Source organism: Mycobacterium sp. 1245805.9, from assembly GCF_001672915.1.
Lineage (GTDB): Bacteria > Actinomycetota > Actinomycetes > Mycobacteriales > Mycobacteriaceae > Mycobacterium.
Genome location: NZ_LZKR01000173.1, coordinates 1 through 19,399, shown reverse-complemented (window position 1 = coordinate 19,399; position 19,399 = coordinate 1). Strand labels below are relative to the sequence as shown.

The following is a 19,399-nucleotide window of genomic DNA, read 5'->3' as shown; positions in this document are numbered from 1 at the left end:
CGCCGCGATGGGCGGCACCCAGCGCCCATCGACTAGAGCCGGCCAGCCGCGAAATCGGCGGCCTGATCGACCATCCCCGCCTCGACGTATTGCCGGTGCGCGGCCGGGAAGCCCGACCCCGAACAGACGGGGTCGTTGGGCACGCACAACTCGATCGTCTTCGGCTCGTACAGCGGACCGACCGTGACCGGGGGCTCGTTGATGATGCTCATGAACTGGGTCGACGGCTTGCCGAAGAGGGCGACGGCGGCGACGTGGTTGGCGACGTCGGGCGGCATCGGCTGGGGCGGCTGCGCGAGGTTCGCCCCGTCCGGGACCCGGTTCGCGGTGACGAAGCCCATCACCGCCGCGCCCTGGGAGTATCCGCCCAGCACCATCTTGGTTCGGGGGCAGTTCGCCGCCATCGACTCGACGTGGTGGCCGGCGTCGGTGATGCCGTCGATCGCGGTGGGGAAGTCCGTGGTGGCCGGGTAGTTGACCGGGTACACGCCGAGCGATCGGGTGCCGACGCGCGAGCGCAGCGTATCGACGAAGTCCTGCCCGACCCGGCCCACGCCGGGAGGCTCGGTGGTACCTCGGGCAAATACCACCTCGACATCGGGGCACGGCTCGGCGGATGCGGAGGGAACGGGAGCGGCCAGCAGCGCCCAAATCGGCGCCACCGCAGCACAAATGACGCGGGCGAGGGGAGGAAGCGGCACGGAGAAAATTTTGTCACAACGTCATGACGGCTGCTCGGCGAGCGCCGGGCGGCGGCGGGACATCCGGGCGGCACCCAACGACTCGGCGATCCGGAGATATCGCAGGTCAGCGCGCTACCAGGCGCACCGGAACGGTCGATGTACGCGTGCCGTAGGCACGTCGAACGGGGGATGAGATGTGATCAAGTCGATCCGTCGGCGCGGTCCCGAATGTCCTTCCTGTGCACCAGTGAACGGGCAGCGCGCAGCACACCGCGGAACGCGTAGGCGGCGGTGACCACCGACAGCAGGATCAGCAAGACGAACATCGGCAGCCAATTGCCCCGGCTGTGGTCGACTTCCCACCAGATGATGGTGAACAGCACCACGCAGAGCAAGAGCACCACGTCCCGCCAATTACCCCGGTAGGTCAGCGCGGCCTTGCGCAGCGCGCGATTCCTGTCGGCCACCTCGACCAGGTCGTCGATGCGTTCGTCGATGCTGCGCCGCAGCTCGGCGCGTCGCGCGACCGCCTCCGGGGGGAGTCGCTCCAGCAGGTCCATGTCCTGTTTGATGAGCTCTCGATAGTCCGGCCCCCTGAATTGACCGGCCGCAACAGCGAGCATCAGCCCACCGAAAACAGGCGCACTGTTCAGTGCGAGTTGTCCCAGCCCCACCACGTCCCCTCCCTTCGTCGGTCGTCAACGTCGGTTCGCTTGGGCGGTATCAGGACGCCCTTGACGGGCGCCCGCGCGCTCGCACCGGCTCGGCTCCCCGAAGCGCGTCCATGGTGTGCACCAGCTGTGGATAGGCGATCGCGGGCCCGATCCAGCGGGTGAGATAGCGCCGCAGGTCGGCGCCGCTGCGCGGCGGGCGGCCCGGGTCGGCGAGGAAGGAGTGCAGCACCCGCAGGCTGAATTCGTTCAGTTCGTCGAGTCCGGCTTCGTCGAAACCGTAGTGCTGCCAATCGATGTCGAAGCGATGCAGCATCGAACGCCCGAACGCCAACGCGGTATCGGAGATGATGGGGACGCCCTGCCCGCCGCGGTGGCGCAACACGAACGCGAGCTGATTGTCCGACGCCAGCTGCTCGATGGCGAAGGCCATGCCCTCCGTCATCGCCACCACCGGGTCGGTTACGCCCTCGAGCTGGGTCGCCAGGCGATCGAGAAACCCGTCGGCCGAGCGCATCGCCGTCGCCACCAGCAACGCCTGCGTGCCGGGGAAGTAGCGGTACACGGTCTGGCGCGTCACGCCCAGGGCCCGTGCCACGTCGGCGATTCCCATGGCCTGGCCGCGCTCGTCGATGATCCGGTCCGCGGCATCCAGGATGCGCTCGATCGCCTCCTCATCGGAGGCGGGCGCGTTCCCTGCCCAGCCGTGACTGCGCACGCTCAGCCGATCCTCACAGCTGGATAATAACGATCCGATTGGGCCACTGGCCTTTAGGCGGCGGACGCTTTCAGGATGAGGCCGACGGCCTCGTCGAGCTGCCCCGCAATCTCTTCGTAGCTGACGAACCGGGCCGTCAGGAGGGCCCCGGCAAACGTCATCTGCAGCGCGGACTTCACCGCGCGCGGCCACCCGGGACCCAGCGCCGCCGCGATCCGCCTGGACACCTCTTCGCCGATCTGCTCCCGCAGCGGCTTGACCGCGGGATCGTCGGCCATCAGCGCCGCGCCGCACGCGGTCGCCAGCTCGGGCTCGTCGGCGACCATCAGCGCCATGTCGCGCAGGGTCGCGCTGACCCGCGCCTGGGTGGTGTCGTTGACGTCGGTGTGCAGCGGCAGGTCCCGCAGGAAGCGCAGGTACACCGCCGCCACCAGCGCGCTCTTCGACGGAAAGTACGTGTATGCGCTGGCCGGGGACACGCCCGCGCGGGTCGCGACCGCGCGCATCGTCAGGGTCGCGTACGACGATTCGCGCAGCTCCTCCAGCCCGGCGTCGAGGACCTTGCGGATCGTCTGCGCCGGCCGGCGGTCGGAGCGGCGGCCCGTCCCGGCGTCGGTCGGAGAAGCCGCCTCGCTAGACACCGGTCCAGTGTAGAAACGCGGTGCGCAATCTAGGGTGGCGCCCATGGCCGACGACGACCGGCGTCGCTGGGACGAGCGGTATGCCACGGGCGGGCCACCTCCGGTGGGCGAGGTCGGGCCGCCCGGCTTCGTCGCGCGCCACGCCGAGCTGTTTCCGACGTCGGGACGCGCCCTGGACCTCGCGTGTGGGCAGGGACGCGGCGCGGTGTGGCTGGGCCGCCGCGGCCTGGACGTCTGGGGGTGCGACGTCTCCCCGGTCGCCATCGAGCAGGCGCGCGAGTTGGCCCGGCTCGCCGGCGTCGGAGACCGCTGTCGCTTCGACGTCTTCGACCTGGACGGCGGGCTGCCCGCCGGGCCGCCCGTCGACGTCATCCTGTGCCAAAACTTCCGGGACCGCCGCCTGGATGGGGCGATCATCGAGCGCCTGGCGCCGGGCGGGCTGCTGGCCGTCGCCGCGCTGAGCGAGGTCGGTGCCGCGCCGGGACCGTTCCGCGCCGCGCCGGGCGAGCTGCCCGCCGCCTTCGCCGGACTCGACCTCCTCGACGTCGGCGAGGGCGACGGTCACGCGTGGCTGTTGGCTCGCCGCTGAGCGGTCAAGCTTCCAGCCTGGCTCGCACCGCGGCCAGGCGCTCCTCCAGTTCGGCCTCGCCGATGACGCCGCGCACGACGAGCGAGTGCGCCAGCGCTACCAGCCGGTTCTCCGGGTACGGCAGGTCGGTGTACACGGTTGCCGATAGGGCGTCCTCTTCGTTGCGGCGGTCGACGAAATCGAGTATGTCTGGGCCGCAGGCGCTTTGATCGAGCGCGTCGCAAATGCCGTCGAGGCTGCTCTTCCAGGGCGGCACCGGGTTGTCAACCCCGTAGTCGGCCGCCATGCGGCTCCAGACCTGGTTGCGTTCAACGATTTTCGCCAGGGGAGCGATCTGCGGAGTGCTCATGCTTACTGACCTACGGGGTGGATGGCGGGGCGGGTCTGGGTGATCGCATTGGTCGTCACGCCGGGCTTGGGCAGCGCGACACCGATCAGGCAATCGCGCGTGATGATTTCGACCAGCTGGTCCTCCGTCCAGCCGTCGGTTCCGTCTGGGCGGACGGGCATCACCATGAAGCGGTGCTTCTGGTTGGAATCCTCCACCCGGATCTCGACCTCCTCCGGCAGGTACAGCCCGAATTCCGCGAGCACCTGGCGCGGCCAGCGCACGATGCGGCGCCGATAGTTCGGGGTGCGGTACCACTCGGGCGAGTTGCCGAGGATCGGACGCGGATAACAGGAACACAGCGTGCAGACGATGACGTGATGCAGGGTTTCGGTGTCTTCCAGGACCTGAAAAGCGGTGAAGTCACTCGGTGTTCCGAAACCCGTGGGTTCCAGCCAGTCGACCCCGACTTCCTTGCTGGCGGCGAGCGGATCCGCAAGCACCAGCTTCTTGAAGTCTGGATCCAGCCAGGCCCGAGCCACCAGGCGAGCGCCGGGAGCGGGGCCGATCTGTTCGGCGAATTCGGTGAAGCGCCGATGATCCTCGGCGGTGAAAATCCCCTTCTCGATACATAATTCGCGAAGGGCGATCTCGAGGACTTCGAAGTCGGTGACTTCATCCACCATGGGTGCGGCGGTGCGATCGTGGTCGTGATCGGTCATACGAAGTCCTTTCGGTCCGTGAGCGAAAGCTAGCCCGCCGCTTCGAGCCACCGCTCGGGGATCTCGGTCTGCAGCGTGTCATTGCCGGGACCGGTGTAGCCGTGCCACAGCTGGGACAGATTGAAGCGAACGATGTAAAACCACTCGGGCTTTTGATCAGGCCCGTCCCACGTCTCGTCCTCGGCGGCGGGGCTTTCATAGGAGACTTTCGCGATCTCGCCCGTCGCGCCTCGCACGTATTCCTGGGTGCGGGTATAGAACAGCGCGGGAAGCTCCCGCACCACCACCTTGTCGCCGACCTTGAACTTCGGGTCCCCGGCCCGTCCCGCATATACCTGCGGGTCGCCTATACCGACCGCGTGCGTGTGGTGCGAATTGCGTCTGACCCCGTCGGGATCCCCTTCGAACCTTGGCTTGGCCTCCAACGGTTTTCCCTGCAGGCCGCCCTCGTAGCGCGCCTTGACCTCGGCCATGCGCTCCGCCAGCTCGCTCAGCCCGATGTGGTGTTTCTCGACGAGGATGCGCGCTACGGCCAATAGCCAGCGCCCGTAATACGGCAGCCCGAGATAGATCGCGCGGCCCACGTCGACGTTGCCGATTCGGCGTCGCTCTTCGGACAGCCAGATGCCGCGCCAACCGAGAACCTCACACGTGACGTAGGTGTTCTCTTCCCAGGCCTCGTACTGCTTGTTCTCGAATTCCAGGGGCGCATCGGGCTCGCCTCCGACATCGTGCGGGGTCTTGGTGTAGGCGCTGAAGCGCGCGTGATCGATGAGATCGGGGGTGGGCGCGTCCGGGAGTTCGGGATAGGAGGACTTGAGCCGGGCTACCAAGTCCAGCTGGGCTTCCCGGTCCACAGGAGTCATGAGCAGGGCTCCCTTCGTCGTCAGGATGTAAGCGGCCGCCTTTGATTCCCCCGCGGCACGGTCCAGAGCCGCCAAATACACTTCACTCCCGCCGTGAACTTAACGCAACCGCTAAGCGAATTCCGGTATGTGGGCGTCCGGTAATGTCACCGAGATGGAGCGGCGCGTGCTCGAAGCGATCATCTATGAACGCGAACCGCCGATTGCGCGGATCATCCTGAATCGGGTCGACAAGGCCAACACCAAGGACGCGGTATTGGTCACCGAAGTCGACGACTGCCTACACGAGGCCGACCGCGACAAAGAGATCAAGGTCGTCATCATCAAGGCCAACGGCAAGGGCTTCTGCGGCGGACACGTGGCGCGCTGGGGCCCGGACGAGAACCCCTACCCGGACTTCGGGAACACGTTCGAGGACCTGTACAAGGGGACCGCCGACCTGTTTCTGTGGCCCACGCTCTATCTGTGGGAGTTTCCCAAGCCGACGATCTCGGCGATCCACGGCTATTGCATGGGCGGTGGGATTTATCTCGGCCTGCTGACCGATTTCTGTGTCGCGTCCGAGGACGCGTATTTCCAGATGCCGCTTGCCCAAAGCCTCGGCGAGCCCGGCGGACACACCATGATCGAGCCGTGGTTGCTGATGAACTGGCATCGCACCATGGACTGGCTGCTGCTGGCGCCCACCCTCTCGGCGCAGGAAGCGCTCGACTGGGGTCTGCTCAACAAGGTGGTGCCGCGCGAAGACCTGGAACGCACCGTCGAGGAGATGGCGCGCAGGATCGCCCAGATCCCGTTGACGACGCTGATGGCGGTCAAGAACAACGTGAAGCGGGCCTGGGAATTGATGGGAATGCGGGTCCACCTCCAGGTCAGCCACATTTTGACGAACATGGTGGGCGCCGCCTCCGACGTGCAGGCCCGCCGGGCCGAACTCATGCAATCCGGCATGAAGCCAAGGGATTTCGTCGGCCGCGACGAGAGTTCCTAGCGCGAGCAGACGCAGAATCGCGCATTTCGCCACGGCATGGTGCGATTCTGCGTCTGCTCGCGGGACTTAGCGGGCGTTCTCGCCGGCGATCCGGCGCCCGGCGGCGTGCCTCGCGGCCACGTACCCGAACACCATCGAGCTGGCGATGCTGGCGCCCGCGCCGGGATACGTGCGGCCCATCACCGTCGCGGTGGTGTTGCCGGTGGCGTAGAGGCCCTCGATCACCAGGTCCTGCTCGTCGAGGACCTGTGCGTGCTCGTTGGTGACGACGCCCCCGCATGTCCCGACGTCCGCCGGGAAGACCCTGGTGGCGTAGTAGGGCGCGCGGTCGAGCGGCCCGACGGCGGCGTTGGGCCGGTAGCCGGGATCGCCGAGGCAGTCGTTGTAGGCCGACTGACCGCGCCCGAAGTCGGGGTCGAGGCCCTTGGCGGCGAATCGGTTGAACCGTTGGATGGTTTGCGCCAATTCGTCGGCGGGCAGGTCGATCTGGCGGGCGAGGTCGGCGATGGTGTCGCCGCGTTTGACCGCGCCGTTCTCGATGAGCTGGGGCGGCAGGTTCTGGTTGCGCTTGAGCGGGTTGGTGCTGGTGACATACCTGCGCACGTACCCGTCGTCGAAGATCATCCAGCAGGGGACCGCCTTGTTGGCGTACATCGCCTTGCCGACCTCGACGTAGGAGTTCGACTCGTTGCAGAATCGCCGGCCGGTCGCGTCGACGTAGATGGCGCCGGGCCGTTGCCGGCCCGAGCCGAGCGAGGCGGCCGCGGCACCGCCGTCCTTGATGAAAACCGAAGGCAGCCACCAGGCTTCGTCGAGTAGGTCGGTCTTGGCGCCCAGCCGCATGGCGGCCTGCAGCACCTCGCCGGTGTCCCCGGCGTTGGCGATCGACCACTGCGCCTCGTTGGGTTGATCGCCGCTGTATTGGCGGCGCATCTCCTTGTTGTGGCCGAATCCACCGGCCGCCAGCAAGACCCCCTTGCGCGCCTCCACGTTCAGCGGCACGCCGCCGCGGGAAACCCGCGCCCCGACGACGCGGCCGTCTTCGACGATGAGGTCCTCCACCGCGGCGTTGATCCACAGCGGGGGTTGCCCGTCGCTGAGATCGATGAGCGCCTTGAGCATCTGGGCGATCAGCGAGGCGCCGTTGGTGAGGATCTGCCGGCGGCGAGCGCGCGCGGCCGCGGTCCGCAGGAACACCCGGGTCGCCACGGCGAACGCGCGCGGCGACCGGTTGTAGTACTGGACCGAACGCAATTCGTTGGTCAGGACCACGAATCCATAGTTCTTGGCCAGCGGCGGCTGCACCTTGTCGCTCCAATCGCCCAGCTGCGCGGCATCGAAGGGGATGCCCTCGATGGCGCGCCCGGACTCGTTGCCGCCCTTGTGATTCGGGTAGTAGTCGCTCCATCCGGCGCAACGGATGAGCCGAACGCCCTTGCGGATCAGGAAATTGATCATTTCGTAGCCCGCGGTGAGAAACATCTCGCGGCGCGCGGGCGAGGAGGGGGCGCCGATGTCGCCCACCACGTCGGCCAGGTAGGCCATCCCGTCCTCGTGCGAGTCGGCGATGCCCTCGGCCCGCATCAGCGGGTTGTTGGGCAGCCACACGATGCCGCCCGACAGGCCCGTCGAGCCCCCGACCAGCGCCTGCTTCTCGAGGATCAGCGGTTCGAGGCCGCAGTCGATCGCTGCCAGGCCGGCCACCATGCCGCCACCGCCGCTGCCCGCGATGAGCAGGTCGACGGAGCGGTCCCAGCGGGTGGTCATCGCCCCTCCGAGCCGAAACCCAGGTCGGCGATCGGCACGTCGATGGTGGTGTTGGTCTTCTGGATCGCGGGTACTAGCACGTCGTAGGGCAGGCCGGCCAGGAAGCCGTCGATGACCCGTTCGAAGTTCGAGATCAGCCCTTCGATCCGGTCCGACAGCCGCATGAATTCAAACCCCTTGGAGTGCAGGCCTTTCTGCTGACGCGGCAGGTTGGAGAAATCCTGGGCGGGGATGGGCGGCCAGCGCGGGTCGTCGGGCGCCATGGGCTCCGGTGGGGTGGGTTTGTCGGTAGCCTGGTCCGGCGGGATGCGGGTGAGCGACCAGATCTCGAACAGCGTCTCCTCCGGGCCGAGCGGACGGATCCGGTATGACGAGGCGCTGCTGTATTGCGGCAGCAGAAAGTAGTGCGGGAACGCGAAGTTGATCGCTTCGGTGATGCCGCGCCGCTCCAGCTCGTTGAGGTCCGGCATGTCGCAGCCCCGGGCGCGGTGCCAGTTGACGATGGCGTCGTTGAGCGCGGCCCGCCAGGCGGCCATCGCCGCGGCCGGGTCGGCCGGCAACTCCATGGTCTGCAGGCCCTCGGCGATGCGAACGTCGTTTTCGTGGGTCATCCCGGCCATGCCCTCGCCGAGGGTGCGCATGAAGTACAGGTTCGTCCGGGCCAGCCCCGGCGGTTTCGACGTGGCGGGCATGGAGGACGGCAGCAACTGCGGGTGGGTCTGCGGGACGTGGTAGCCCTCCATGAAGGCGGCCGTCGCCAGCTTCCAGTTCACCGGAAGCCGGCACGCCTGCCACCATTCGACGCGCAGCGACTCGACCTTCCAGGCGTCATAGATCGACGCGAACGGCTCGAAGCAGTCGCGCAGGGGTGGTGCGTTGTCGTCGAGGTTGATCCACGCGCATCCGCCCCAGAGCTCGCATCTGACCGGGACGAGTTGCAGGTCGTCCGGGCTCAGGTTTTCCTCGGCGAACTCCTCGGGCCGCAGGACGAAGGTGTTGCGCCCGTCGATGGCCCAGCACCAGCCGTGGAAGGGGCAGACGAAGGTGCGGCGGTTTCCGTTGCCCTCCACCAGCTTTACCCCGCGGTGGCGGCAGGCGTTGTGGTAGGCGCGTACGTTTTCGGCGTCCAGCCGGACGACGATGATCGATTCGTCCAGGATCTCGTACTCGACGTAGTCGCCGGCCTTGGGGATCTCCTCGAGGCGGCAGGCCATCTGCCACACGCGTGGCCAGAGCAGCTCGTTTTCGAGGGCGTAGAACTCCGGGTCGTAGTACCGCTGCTTGGGGATCCGGTCGGGCCGCTGAACCGCCCACGGCACGGGTAGGGGTGTCCAGTTCACGTCGGTGTGGGTGCTTTCGGTAGTCACCATGTCCGTTCCCTCGTTCATACGATCCGCGATGCCCGCCCTTGCCAGTAGCGTTCGCGGATGCGCCTCTTGTACAGCTTCCCGTTCGGGTCGCGGGGCAGCTCCGCTTCGAATTCGACTGTGCGCGGGCATTTATAGCCCGCCAGGTGGGCCCGGCAGTACGCGATGAGCTCCGCCTCGAGGTCGGGCCCGGGCGTGACGCCGTCGGCCGGCTGCACGACGGCCTTGACCTCCTCCCCGAACTCGTCGTTGGGCACGCCGAACACCGCCGCGTCTACGAGCTTGGGATGCATGATCAACAGGTTCTCCGCCTCCTGCGGGTAGATGTTCACCCCGCCCGAAACGATCATGAACGTCGAGCGGTCGGTGAGGTAGAGGTATCCGTCTTCGTCGACGTAGCCCATGTCGCCGAGCGACCGCCAGCCCCGCTCGTTGGAGACCGACGCCGTCTTGGCGGGATCCTTGAAGTACTCGAATTCGGGCCCGCCCTCGAAGAACAACTCGCCGGACTGGCCCACCGGAAGCTCGACCCCGTCATCGCCGACCACATGAACGGGGCTGAACGGCTTGCCGACCGATCCGGGGTGGGCGAGCCACTCCTCGGGGCCGATCGTCGTGCCCGCGAATCCCTCCGTGCCCCCGTAATATTCGTGGATAATCGGGCCGAACCAGTCCATCATCCGGTGCTTGACGTCCACCGGGCACGGGGCCGCGGCGTGGATCACGCATTCGAGGCTCGAGACGTCATACTTGCGCCGCACCGCCTCGGGCAGCTTGAGCATGCGCACGAACATCGTCGGCACGAACTGGGCGTGGGTGACGCGGTGGGTCTCGATCAATCGCAGCACGGCCTCGGCGTCGAACTTGCGCATCAGGATCGAGGCGGCGCCGACGCGGTGCACCGCCATGGTGTAGTTCACCCCGGCGGCGTGATACAGCGGCGCGGGGGAGAGGTACACGCTGGAGGAGTCCATGCCGTACTTGTGGATCAGCGCCAGCTCCAGCACCGACTGGGCCCACGACCCGTTGCCGTCGGTCGGCAGCGACCGCCGGACCGCCTTGGGCCGTCCCGTGGTGCCCGACGAGTACAGCATTTCCGACCCGTCCGACAGCGGCGGAGCGTCGCCCGCCGCCGCCAGCGCGTCGTCGTATGAACGCCATCCCGGCAGTGCGCCCCCGACGGCCACATGGATCCCGACGCGTGCGTTGGCCGCGCGGACGTGTTCGGCGAGGTCACCCCCGGAAGCCTCTGACGCGTCGACGAACACCGCCTTGGCGTCGGAGTCGTCGATGACGTAGGCGACCTCTTCGGGGGTGAAGTGGGTGTTCACGGCGGTGTAGTAGAGCCCGGAAAGCTGGCAGCCCCAGGTGATTTCGAAGAACTCGGGCCGGTTCGGCAGCACCAGGGCCACACCGTCGCCGCGCCGCAGCCCAGCCTGATGAAGGGTGGCCGCGACGCGTTGGCTCTTTTCGTACAGCTCGCCGTACGAAATGGTGCGCCCGTCCGCGACGAGCAGGGCCGGCGATTCGGCGGCGGTGCTCGCGTGGTCGGCGATGTTCACCAGCGGGCCTATGTGGTTGCGGCGCCGTCGGTCTGGGCTGCCGCCGCCTGGCGCCGGGCCTGCTCGGACGGCAGCACCTTGTCCTTGAAGACCGTCTGGATCAGCTGCTGCACGTCCTTGCTGATCGACGCGAGCGCGACCAGGTCGTTGGAGCTCTGCCAGTGCACCCGCATGCCCATCAGCTCCCATGCCCGCTTGAGGTTGGCCTTCGTGGCCAGCAGCGTCGTCAGCGGCGCCTGGGCGATGTGGCGGGCGATCGCGTTGGCCCGCGCCTCCAGTTGGTCGTTCGGAACGACCTCGTTGACCAGCCCCACCTCCAGCGCCCGCTTGGCGTCGATGACCTCGGCGAGGTAGAGGTAGTAGGCTGCGCGGCGCCAGTTCATGAAAACCCATGGCTCGATGGAGCATTCACCCGACGGCATGCCGAAGCCCTGCAGCGGCGGGTAGGAGAAGTACGCGTCCTCGGCGGCGATCACGATGTCGGTGGTCAGCCCGTAATGGGTGCCCCCGCCGACGCAATAGCCGTGCACGGCCGCGATCGTCGGCTTGGAGAACTCCCAGAGGTTCAATATCGGCTTGACGAACAGGTCGGTCTGCGGCTTCCACGGTGTGCCCATGACCCCTGCGGCGGTGGCAAAATCCGGGTAGTCGACCGCGTTGTTGCCGATCGCGTGCCCGGAGCAGAAGCCCTTGCCGTTGGCCTTCAGGATCAGCACCTTGATGTCGTAGTCGCGGTCCGCGTCCAGCAGCGCTGCGTCGACTTCTTCGGCCAGCTTCTGGTCCTGGGCGTTCGCCTTCTCCGGCCAGTTGAGCGTGACGCGGGCGATCGGGCCTTCCTTTTCGTAGACGATTCTTTCGCGGGTCTCGTTGAGATCCATCTGTTTGCGTCCCTTTCTTATGACGTGATGACGCCGATTTCGGCGCCGATGTCGTAGGTGGTCCCGACCTGTCCGGTCCACTGCACGATGCCCGAGGCACCGGCCTCGATTTCCTGTTCCACCTTTTCGGTGGCGATCACATAGATCGGTGTGCCCTCCTCCACGCGCTCGCCTGCGTCGACGAGGAGGCCGGTCAGCTCGGCCTCCGAGACGGCCACCGACACGCGCGGAATGCGAATGACGAAGTCAGCCATGCACTTTGGCCCGGTCGAGGGCGCCCCGGTACGTAGCGAGCGCCGCGGCAACGATGCGCGCCGGCGACGGGTACACCTGCGCCTCGAGCGCCGCGGCGGCCGGGTTGGGGACGAACCGGGCGGCGACCCGCTCGATGGGCGCGGCCAGCTCGCCGAACAACTCCGACTGCAGGGTGGCGGCGATCTCGGCCCCCGGGCCGGCGAATTGGACCGCGTCGTGCACCACGACGACTCTCCGTGTGCGGCGAGCGGATTCGACGAGGGTTTCGACGTCCAGCGGCACCAGCGTGCGCAGGTCGACGACCTCGGCGCTGACGCCCTGCTCGGCCAGGGTGTCGGCCGCCGCGAGCGCGTCGTGCACGGGCCGGCCGTAGGCGATCAGCGTCACGTCGGTGCCGGGCCGCTTGATGTCGGCCTGGCCGAGGGGGATCGAGAAGCCGGGTTCGACGGGAACGGGACCCTTCTTGCCCTGCAGCCGGATCGTCTCGATGAACAGGCAGGGGTCCTCGTCGAAGATCGCCGATGTGAGAAGGCCTTTCCCGTCGCGTGGGGTGGACGGCACGATCACCTTCATGCCGGGGATGTGCATGAACCAGGCCTCCAGGCTCTGCGAGTGCGTGGCGCCGGTGGCCAGCCCGGCGTAGACCTGGGTGCGGATGGTGATCGGCGCCGTCGTCCGCCCGGCCGTCATGAACCGCAATTTGGCGGCGTTGTTGATCAGCTGGTCGGCGGCGATGCCGATGAAGTCCATGATCATGATCTCGGCGACCGGCAGCATCCCGTCGATCGCGGCACCGATCGCGGCGCCGACGATCGCGGCCTCGGAGATGGGCGTGTCCAGCACCCGTTCGTGGCCGTACTTGGTCGACAGCCCGGCCGTCGGTCCCGAGGCGCCGGGATCGGCGATGTCCTCCCCGAGCAGGAACACCCGGTCGTCGGCCGCGAGCGCCTCGTCGAGCGCGAGGTTCAGCGCCTCGCGCATCGTCATCTCTTTGTCGTCCATGGGTTTACACCGGGTACCTGATCGGGGTCGCGTACACGTCGTGGTCGAGTTCGTCGATCGAGGGTGGCTCGGCGGCCATGACTGTGGCCAGCGCGTTCTCCACCGTCGCCGACGCCTGCTGGTCGATGCGGTCGAGCTCGTCTGCGTCGCAGATGCCGGCTTCGGCGAGGTGGTTGCGGAACCGCGGCACCGGGTCGGCCGCCATGGCCGCGGCCAGTTGCTCCTTGGGGATGTAGGGCATCCGGTCGCCGAAGTAGTGGCCGCGGAAGCGGAAGGTCACGCACTCGATGAACGTGGGACCCGCGCCGGCGCGGGCCCGCCGCAGCGCCTCGTCCAGGGCCGATTTCACCGCCAGCGGGTCGTTGCCGTCGACGCGCACCCCCGGGATGCCGTAGCCGGCCGCCCGTTGGGCGACGTGCTCGAGCTTCATCGTGTCCGAGGTCGGCGTCATCTCGGCGAACAGGTTGTTCTGGCACATGAACACCAGCGGCAGGTCCCACAGCGCGGCCATGTTGGCGGCCTCGTGGAACGAGCCGGTGTTGGTGGCGCCGTCGCCGAAGCTGACCACCGTCACGCGGTCGAGGCCCTTGCGTTTGCCGGCCATCGCCAGCCCCACGGCCACCGGCGGTCCGGCGCCGACGATCCCGGTCGAGAGCATGACGCCCTTGGCGGGGTTGGCGATGTGCATGGTGCCGCCCTTTCCGCGGCTCGCGCCGACGGTGCGTCCCATCATTTCCCCGTAGATCTCCTCGAGCGGGACGCCCTTGCCGATCAGGTCGTGCAGCCCGCGGTACGTCGTCACCAGCTGGTCGTCGGGTCGCAGCGACACCCCCATCGCGGCGGCGATGGCCTCCTGGCCGCGCGACGGCCAGTACACGCACATGAACTCGCCGGTGCCGATGCCCTTGGAAAGCCGGTCGTCGGCCGCCTTCATCAGGACCATGAGTTCGTAGAGGTGACGCTCAACGCTCACCACGAGCCTCCACTTTCGTTGCGCGGCAGGATGACTGGCGGCATCAACCTCACCCGCCCGACCACGGTTTGACCTTCAGGAAGCCGCCCCCGTCGACGCGGAGCTGCTGGCCGGTGACGTAGCGCGCCGCGTCCGAGGCGAGGAACAACACGGCCTCGCTGATGTCCTCGGGTTCGACGTAGGGGATGGGCATCGCCTGGACCACCGGGAAGACGGGTTCGGCGTCCTCGCGCTTGGGTTCGGGCAGGTCCGGCCGGAACGCGCGGTACATCGGCGCGCTGTGCAGCATGTCGGTGTTGACATTCGTCGGATGCACCGCGTTCATCCGGATGCTGAACGGCGCGAGCGCCAGGGCGAAGTCGTGGACATAGTGCGCCGCAGCCAGTTTCGCGAAAGCGTAGCCGGCCCCTCCGGGACCTCCGGACACGCCGCCGCCGGTGTTCAGCGACGACATGAATGCCGCGTTGGACCCGATCACGATGATGGACGCCCCGGCGTGCAGATGTTTGAGGCTCGCGTGCACCAGGTTGAGGACCCCGAGCAGGTCGACGTCGACGGCGTCGGCGAATGCCTGGGGCGGAAGGCCCGCGGTGAGCGGGCAGATGCCGGCGTTGGCCACCACGATGTCGAGGTGGCCGAACTCGGCCACACCCTGATCGATCGCGGCGGCCAGGGCCACCCGGTCGCGCACATCGACGATCGCCGTGTGCGCGCGCTGCCCCTCCTTCTCGACCAGCCGCGCCGTCTCGTCGAGGTCCTCCGGCCGGGCCAGCGGATACTCGTTGGTTTCGATGTCCGCGCAGATGTCCACCGCGATGATGTCGGCCCCCTCCGCGGCCAGCAGCCGCGTATGCGAACGCCCCTGCCCGCGCGCGGCCCCGCTGATCAAGGCCACCTTGCCCGTCACCCTGCCCATGTCCCGTCCTTTGCCGCGGAGCCTAAACCAGCGACCCTCGTTGGGGGCCAAAGCTATTCGTAACCAAAGAGCTCGAGGGGCGCGTACTCACCGCATCGCGGGGCGGGATCGGACCAATGGTCGGCCCCATCGCATCTGTTCCACGAAAACCGCGCGTGGCCGCAGCCGGGCTGTCGATATCCCTGAGACTAGCTAGAATACTTAAAATAGCAAGAAAGGCAGCTGACTTGTCCCGGGTACTCAGCGGTGTCCGTGTGGTCGAGTTGGCGTCGTGGACCTACGTGCCGTCGGCCGGGGCGGCCCTGTCGGACTGGGGCGCCGACGTGATCAAGGTGGAAGGCGTCACCGCTGGGGATCCCGGTCGCGCGCTCGTGGTCGGTGGTTTCACCCGCGAAGCGGCCCGCCCGGACGCCGACTTCATCCTCGAGTTGGGCAATCGCGGCAAGCGCAGCATCGCCATCGACATCAAGTCCGAGGTGGGCCGCGACCTGTTCGGCCGCTTGCTGGCCAGCGCGGACGTGTTTCTGACCAACTGGCTGCCCGGCGCGCTGGAGCGGGCTCGGCTCACCGTCGAGGACATCCGCGGGTTCAACCCGAAGATCATCATCGCGCGAGGCACCGGGCTCGGGGTCCGCGGTCCGGACCGCGATCGCGGCGGGTTCGACGCCGCCACCTACTTGGCGCGCGGTGGGGTGGCATACACGTTGACGCCCTTCGGCACCGACACGCCGGCTGTCCAGGGCCCCGGGTTCGGTGACCTGCAGGGTGGCGCGACGCTGGCCGGCGGGGTGTGTGCCGCGTTGTTTCACCGGGAGCGCACCGGCGAACCGACGATCGTGGATTCTTCGCTGCTGGCGCAGGCGATGTGGGCGATCGCGCCGTCGATCTCGGCGGCCGACTTCTTCGACATCGACGGCATTCCGGGCGCCCCGCCCGGGCTGGCCATCAATCCGCTGGTGAACCGGTACAAGACCAAGGACGGCAGGTGGATTCAGCTGGTCTTCCTGCAGCCGGACAAGTTCTGGGCCGGCTTCTGTGAACGGATGGGCCTGGGCGAGTTGGCCACCGACGAACGCTTTGTGCCGTCGAGCAACCTGATCGCCAACGCGGCCGCGGCGACCGAGATCTTCGCGAACGCGTTCGCCCGCAACGATCTTGCGCACTGGCGAACGGTGCTCGCGGACGAACCGGGGGTGTGGGGCGCCCTCGCGACGCCGCGGGAGACCCTCAACGACCCGCAGGTCGAACCAAACGGGTACGTCGTGACCAACGTCGACGACCACGGCGAGAAATACCGGATCGTCGCGGCGCCCGTCCAATTCGACGAGACCCCGCCGGCGCCCGCCCGCGCCCCGGAACACGGGCAGCACACCGAGGAGATCCTGCTCGAGCTCGACGTCGACTGGCACGACATCGCCCGGGCGAAGGACCTCGGGGCCATCCTCTGAGGCCCGGAGCCTCGGTGGCCTTCCGGGCGTTGGCCGTCGCCACCGTGGAGTCCTTCCGGCTCGATGTCTAGGGTGACAATCCATACCCTGTGGGGTATATTCGGCTTGGACCGATCAATACCCCCTGGGGTACCGCGTGGGTAGCGGGCACGGGGAGACGGAGGATGCAAGATGATTGGCGATCAAGACAGCATCGCCGCGGTGCTCAACCGGTTGCGCCGCGCCCAGGGCCAGCTGGCCGGCGTGATCTCGATGATCGAGCAGGGCCGCGACTGCAAGGACGTCGTCACTCAGCTCGCGGCGGTCTCGCGCGCCCTCGATCGCGCCGGGTTCAAGATCGTCGCGACCGGCTTGAAGGAGTGCGTCACGGGCAGCACCGCCGACGGCGCCGCGCCGCTGAGCGAGGCCGAGCTGGAGAAGCTGTTCTTGGCGCTCGCCTGAGCGTTTTCGGGCACTAATGGAAGGAGTCATGATGGACATCGCGATTGCAACGCCGCTGCGCACCTCTTTCGAGGACGCGGTCGCGCGTACCCGTGAGGCGCTGGCGGAGCAGGGCTTTGGCGTGCTCACCGAAATCGACGTGAAGGCCACGATGAAGGCCAAGCTCGGGCAGGACATGGAGGACTACCTGATCCTCGGCGCCTGCAACCCGCCGCTGGCGCATCGCGCCGTGGAGGCGAATCGCCAGATCGGCCTGCTGCTGCCGTGCAACGTCGTCGTGCGCGCCGACCCGCAGGAAGCCGGCACGGTGCTCGTCGAGGCGATGAATCCCGGACTGCTGGTCGAGGTCACCGGTGAGCCGGAGCTGCGTCCGGTCGCCGAAGAGGTCGGGGAGCGGCTGCGAGCCGCGATCGGGTCACTCGAGAGCGCTTCGCCGGTGAGCGCGGAGTAGGCCGACATGTCAGACCAACATCATCATCACGACGTCCTGCAGGAGCTGCTGCCCCAGCACCGCGAGCTGCGTAAGCAAATCCCCGAGGTGTACAAGGGGTTCGCGGCCCTGAGCGGTGCTGCCCTGGCCGATGGGGCGCTGAGCCACAAGGTCAAAGAGCTGATGGCGCTGGCGATCGGGGTCGTCCAGGGCTGCGACGGGTGCATCGCGTCGCATGCGCAGGCGGCCGCCCGTGCGGGAGCCACCCCGGAGGAGGCCGCGGAGGCCATCGGCGTCACCATCCTCATGCATGGTGGGCCGGCCGACCATTTACGGCGCTCGGGCCTACACGGCCTTCTGCGAATTCGCCGACGCCGAGCCGGGGACATGATTTCGCGGCGTTAACGCCTTGACGAATGGCCCGATGTCGAGGGACCAAAGTCATTGGCTGCCAATGATGTGCTGACCTTTGCCGCCCCCGGTCGTAGGTTTAGGCCCGGAGCACACCATGACGGCATTTCTACGCAACAGCGACGCGTTCACGTGGGCGATGGAAACCGATCCGCGGCTGCGATCGACCGTGGTCAGTGTCGTGCTGCTGGATCGGTCCCCGGACTGGGACGAGGTGCGCGAACGTTTCGACCTGATCAGCCGCAAGCTCCCGATGTTTCGGCAACGGGTGGTGCCCTCTCCGCCCCCGGCCCCGCCCCGCTGGGAATACGCCCCCGACTTCGACCTCGACTACCACGTCCGGCGCGGTGTGGCGCCGGGGGCCGGCACGCTCGACGACGTGCTCGAGCTGGCTCGATTGGCCGAGATGCAGGACTTCGACAGGGCCCGCGCGCTCTGGGAGACGACGTTCATCGACGGCCTGGAAACCGGTGGCGCGGCGATGATTTGCAAATTCCACCATGCACTCACCGACGGCATCGGCGGCGTGCAGATCGCGATGAACCTGTTCAACCTTTCCGAAGACCTGTATGAGCACGAGCCGCTGCCGCCCGAGCCGGAGGCGTCCAGGCCGTCGTGGGTCGCCGGCTACCGGGACACCTGGCGCTACGACGCCGGCCTGCTCGCGAACGCCGTTGTCGGCGCGGCCAAAACGGCACCACGGCTGGTCTACGGCGGTGTGCGCCGGCCCGTCGCGACGGCCCGATCCGCGGCGGCCATGGCGGGATCGGTCTACCGGATGATGCGACCGATAAGTCGGCCCGGCTCTTCACTGGTGACCGACCGCGGCCTGATCCGGCATCTGATGGTGCACGAGGTGCCCATGCCGGAACTGCGCGAGGCGGCGCACCGGTGCGGTGGTGCGCTCAACGACGCGTTCGTTTCGGGCGTGGCCGGTGGGCTGCGCCGGTATCACGAGAAGCACGGCGTCGAGGTCGGCGACCTGCATCTGTCGATGCCGATCAGCCTGCGGACCAAGGCCGACGGCATGGGTGGAAACCGGATCACGCTGATGCGTTTCGACGTGCCCGCGGGTGAGGCCGACCCAGCTGCTCGGATCAAGGAAATCCATCAGCGCGCCGGCGCGGTGCGCAACGAGGAATCCGTCCCCTATACGCAGCGGATCGCCGGGGTGCTCAACCTGATGCCCCGCTGGTACATCGGCTCGGTGCTGCGTCACGTCGATTTCGTCGCCAGCGACGTGCCGGGTGTACCCGTTCCGGTATTCCTGGGCGGCGCGCCGGTGCGCGCGCAGTACGCCTTCGGTCCGACCATCGGCTCGGCGGTCAACGTCACGCTGCTCACCTATGTCGACAGGTGCGCGTTGGGCATCGACGTCGACACCACTGCCATACCGGATTTCGACGTCTTCTACGACGCCCTGGTCGCCGGCTTCGACGAAGTACTGGCTCTCGCAGGCTGATTCGCTCGATCCCGGATCGGTCACAAGCGGGTATCGATTCCAGCGCTGCTCTGGCACAACGCCCTTCGATCCACAAATCATGGCATAGGGCGCCTTCTAGGGGACAAGGCGCGACGATGCGTACCGCACGGGTTCTTTGGCCGCCATGCGTGGCGGATTCCGTTCGGGCGCAACAGGAGGTATCGACAGAATGATGGCGTACGGCCCGAACTCGGGCGGCCTTCTCGACACCGCGCGGGGAATCTTGATCGGACTTCGCCGATGCCCGTCACAGGTGG

21 protein-coding genes and 2 pseudogenes are annotated in these 19,399 nt (G+C 67.7%); 8 read left to right on the top strand and 15 right to left on the bottom strand.

The features are described 5' to 3' along the window. Positions 1-32: 32 nt before the first annotated feature. The 4 genes from A9X00_RS23680 to A9X00_RS23665 all read right to left on the bottom strand — a co-directional run bounded on the left by A9X00_RS23680 (position 33) and on the right by A9X00_RS23665 (position 2,758). The gene (locus tag A9X00_RS23680) at positions 33-701 is read right to left on the bottom strand and encodes a cutinase family protein (RefSeq protein WP_369830788.1); all 669 of its coding nucleotides are present in this window, start codon (positions 699-701) and stop codon (positions 33-35) included. 182 nt (positions 702-883) lie between these two features. Further along, complete coding sequence (locus A9X00_RS23675; protein WP_197515246.1) at positions 884-1,306, bottom strand: hypothetical protein; 423 nt, start codon at positions 1,304-1,306, stop codon at positions 884-886. A 100-nt stretch (positions 1,307-1,406) separates the two neighbouring features. Continuing rightward, positions 1,407-2,072, bottom strand: a complete 666-nt coding sequence (locus tag A9X00_RS23670) for a TetR/AcrR family transcriptional regulator (protein ID WP_067158953.1) — start codon at positions 2,070-2,072, stop codon at positions 1,407-1,409. A gap of 53 nt (positions 2,073-2,125) precedes the next feature. Then, a complete protein-coding gene (locus A9X00_RS23665; RefSeq protein WP_156772257.1) occupies positions 2,126-2,758 on the bottom strand; it encodes a TetR/AcrR family transcriptional regulator in 633 nt (210 codons plus the stop codon). Here A9X00_RS23665 and A9X00_RS23660 point away from each other — a divergent pair. Further along, complete coding sequence (locus A9X00_RS23660) at positions 2,757-3,302, top strand: bifunctional 2-polyprenyl-6-hydroxyphenol methylase/3-demethylubiquinol 3-O-methyltransferase UbiG (RefSeq protein ID WP_067159034.1); 546 nt, start codon at positions 2,757-2,759, stop codon at positions 3,300-3,302. The two genes, A9X00_RS23665 and A9X00_RS23660, sit on opposite strands and share 2 nt — an antisense overlap. Before the next feature lie 4 nt (positions 3,303-3,306). Here the strand turns inward: A9X00_RS23660 and A9X00_RS23655 are convergent, their stop codons facing one another. From A9X00_RS23655 to A9X00_RS23645, 3 genes are read right to left on the bottom strand one after another with little or no spacing between them, the layout of a single operon-like run. Beyond that, positions 3,307-3,651, bottom strand: a complete 345-nt coding sequence (locus A9X00_RS23655; protein WP_067158949.1) for a thiocyanate hydrolase — start codon at positions 3,649-3,651, stop codon at positions 3,307-3,309. Positions 3,652-3,653: 2 nt separating this feature from the next. Further along, complete coding sequence (scnC, locus tag A9X00_RS23650) at positions 3,654-4,352, bottom strand: thiocyanate hydrolase subunit gamma (protein WP_067158947.1); 699 nt, start codon at positions 4,350-4,352, stop codon at positions 3,654-3,656. A gap of 29 nt (positions 4,353-4,381) precedes the next feature. Next, complete coding sequence (locus tag A9X00_RS23645) at positions 4,382-5,218, bottom strand: SH3-like domain-containing protein (RefSeq protein WP_067159031.1); 837 nt, start codon at positions 5,216-5,218, stop codon at positions 4,382-4,384. Positions 5,219-5,372: 154 nt separating this feature from the next. Here A9X00_RS23645 and A9X00_RS23640 point away from each other — a divergent pair, with 154 nt between their 5' ends. Further along, positions 5,373-6,209, top strand: a complete 837-nt coding sequence (locus A9X00_RS23640; RefSeq protein WP_067159026.1) for an enoyl-CoA hydratase-related protein — start codon at positions 5,373-5,375, stop codon at positions 6,207-6,209. 66 nt (positions 6,210-6,275) lie between these two features. Here the strand turns inward: A9X00_RS23640 and A9X00_RS23635 are convergent, their stop codons facing one another. The 8 genes from A9X00_RS23635 to A9X00_RS23600 form a co-directional block, all read right to left on the bottom strand. Continuing rightward, entirely contained in the window at positions 6,276-7,976 is a 1,701-nt protein-coding gene (locus A9X00_RS23635) for an FAD-binding protein (RefSeq protein WP_067158944.1), read from the bottom strand. Continuing rightward, a complete protein-coding gene (locus A9X00_RS23630; protein ID WP_067159023.1) occupies positions 7,973-9,346 on the bottom strand; it encodes an SRPBCC family protein in 1,374 nt (457 codons plus the stop codon). The genes A9X00_RS23635 and A9X00_RS23630 overlap by 4 nt, the downstream gene beginning before the upstream one ends. A gap of 14 nt (positions 9,347-9,360) precedes the next feature. Further along, a complete protein-coding gene (locus A9X00_RS23625) occupies positions 9,361-10,905 on the bottom strand; it encodes an acyl-CoA synthetase (RefSeq protein ID WP_067158943.1) in 1,545 nt (514 codons plus the stop codon). A gap of 8 nt (positions 10,906-10,913) precedes the next feature. Continuing rightward, on the bottom strand, positions 10,914-11,783 hold the full coding sequence (locus A9X00_RS23620; protein ID WP_067158942.1) for an enoyl-CoA hydratase-related protein: 870 nt from the start codon (positions 11,781-11,783) through the stop codon (positions 10,914-10,916). Between the two features lie 17 nt (positions 11,784-11,800). Further along, positions 11,801-12,037: a lipoyl domain-containing protein gene (locus A9X00_RS23615; RefSeq protein ID WP_067158941.1), complete on the bottom strand. Its 237-nt coding sequence runs from the start codon at positions 12,035-12,037 to the stop codon at positions 11,801-11,803. After that, on the bottom strand, positions 12,030-13,040 hold the full coding sequence (locus A9X00_RS23610; protein WP_067158940.1) for an alpha-ketoacid dehydrogenase subunit beta: 1,011 nt from the start codon (positions 13,038-13,040) through the stop codon (positions 12,030-12,032). The genes A9X00_RS23615 and A9X00_RS23610 overlap by 8 nt, the downstream gene beginning before the upstream one ends. 4 nt (positions 13,041-13,044) lie before the next feature. After that, positions 13,045-13,983, bottom strand: a complete 939-nt coding sequence (locus A9X00_RS23605; RefSeq protein WP_082975464.1) for a thiamine pyrophosphate-dependent dehydrogenase E1 component subunit alpha — start codon at positions 13,981-13,983, stop codon at positions 13,045-13,047. 79 nt (positions 13,984-14,062) lie between these two features. Beyond that, complete coding sequence (locus A9X00_RS23600) at positions 14,063-14,929, bottom strand: mycofactocin-coupled SDR family oxidoreductase (protein WP_067158935.1); 867 nt, start codon at positions 14,927-14,929, stop codon at positions 14,063-14,065. A 227-nt stretch (positions 14,930-15,156) separates the two neighbouring features. On the opposite strand from A9X00_RS23600, the gene A9X00_RS23595 reads away from it, so the two are divergent. From A9X00_RS23595 to A9X00_RS32835, 6 genes and pseudogenes are all read left to right on the top strand, one after another. Further along, positions 15,157-16,377, top strand: a complete 1,221-nt coding sequence (locus A9X00_RS23595) for a CaiB/BaiF CoA-transferase family protein (RefSeq protein WP_067158934.1) — start codon at positions 15,157-15,159, stop codon at positions 16,375-16,377. 171 nt (positions 16,378-16,548) lie between these two features. Next, positions 16,549-16,818 carry a metal-sensitive transcriptional regulator gene (locus A9X00_RS23590; RefSeq protein WP_067158933.1) on the top strand — a complete coding sequence of 90 codons (270 nt, stop codon included), beginning with the start codon at positions 16,549-16,551 and terminating at the stop codon, positions 16,816-16,818. Positions 16,819-16,849: 31 nt separating this feature from the next. Then, entirely contained in the window at positions 16,850-17,269 is a 420-nt protein-coding gene (locus tag A9X00_RS23585; RefSeq protein ID WP_067159016.1) for a DUF302 domain-containing protein, read from the top strand. A 6-nt stretch (positions 17,270-17,275) separates the two neighbouring features. Beyond that, a pseudogene (locus A9X00_RS23580) lies at positions 17,276-17,639 on the top strand (carboxymuconolactone decarboxylase family protein). A gap of 117 nt (positions 17,640-17,756) precedes the next feature. Next, entirely contained in the window at positions 17,757-19,121 is a 1,365-nt protein-coding gene (locus tag A9X00_RS23575; RefSeq protein WP_067158931.1) for a wax ester/triacylglycerol synthase domain-containing protein, read from the top strand. Between the two features lie 145 nt (positions 19,122-19,266). Continuing rightward, positions 19,267-19,399: pseudogene (locus A9X00_RS32835) on the top strand (antitermination regulator); the annotation flags it as partial.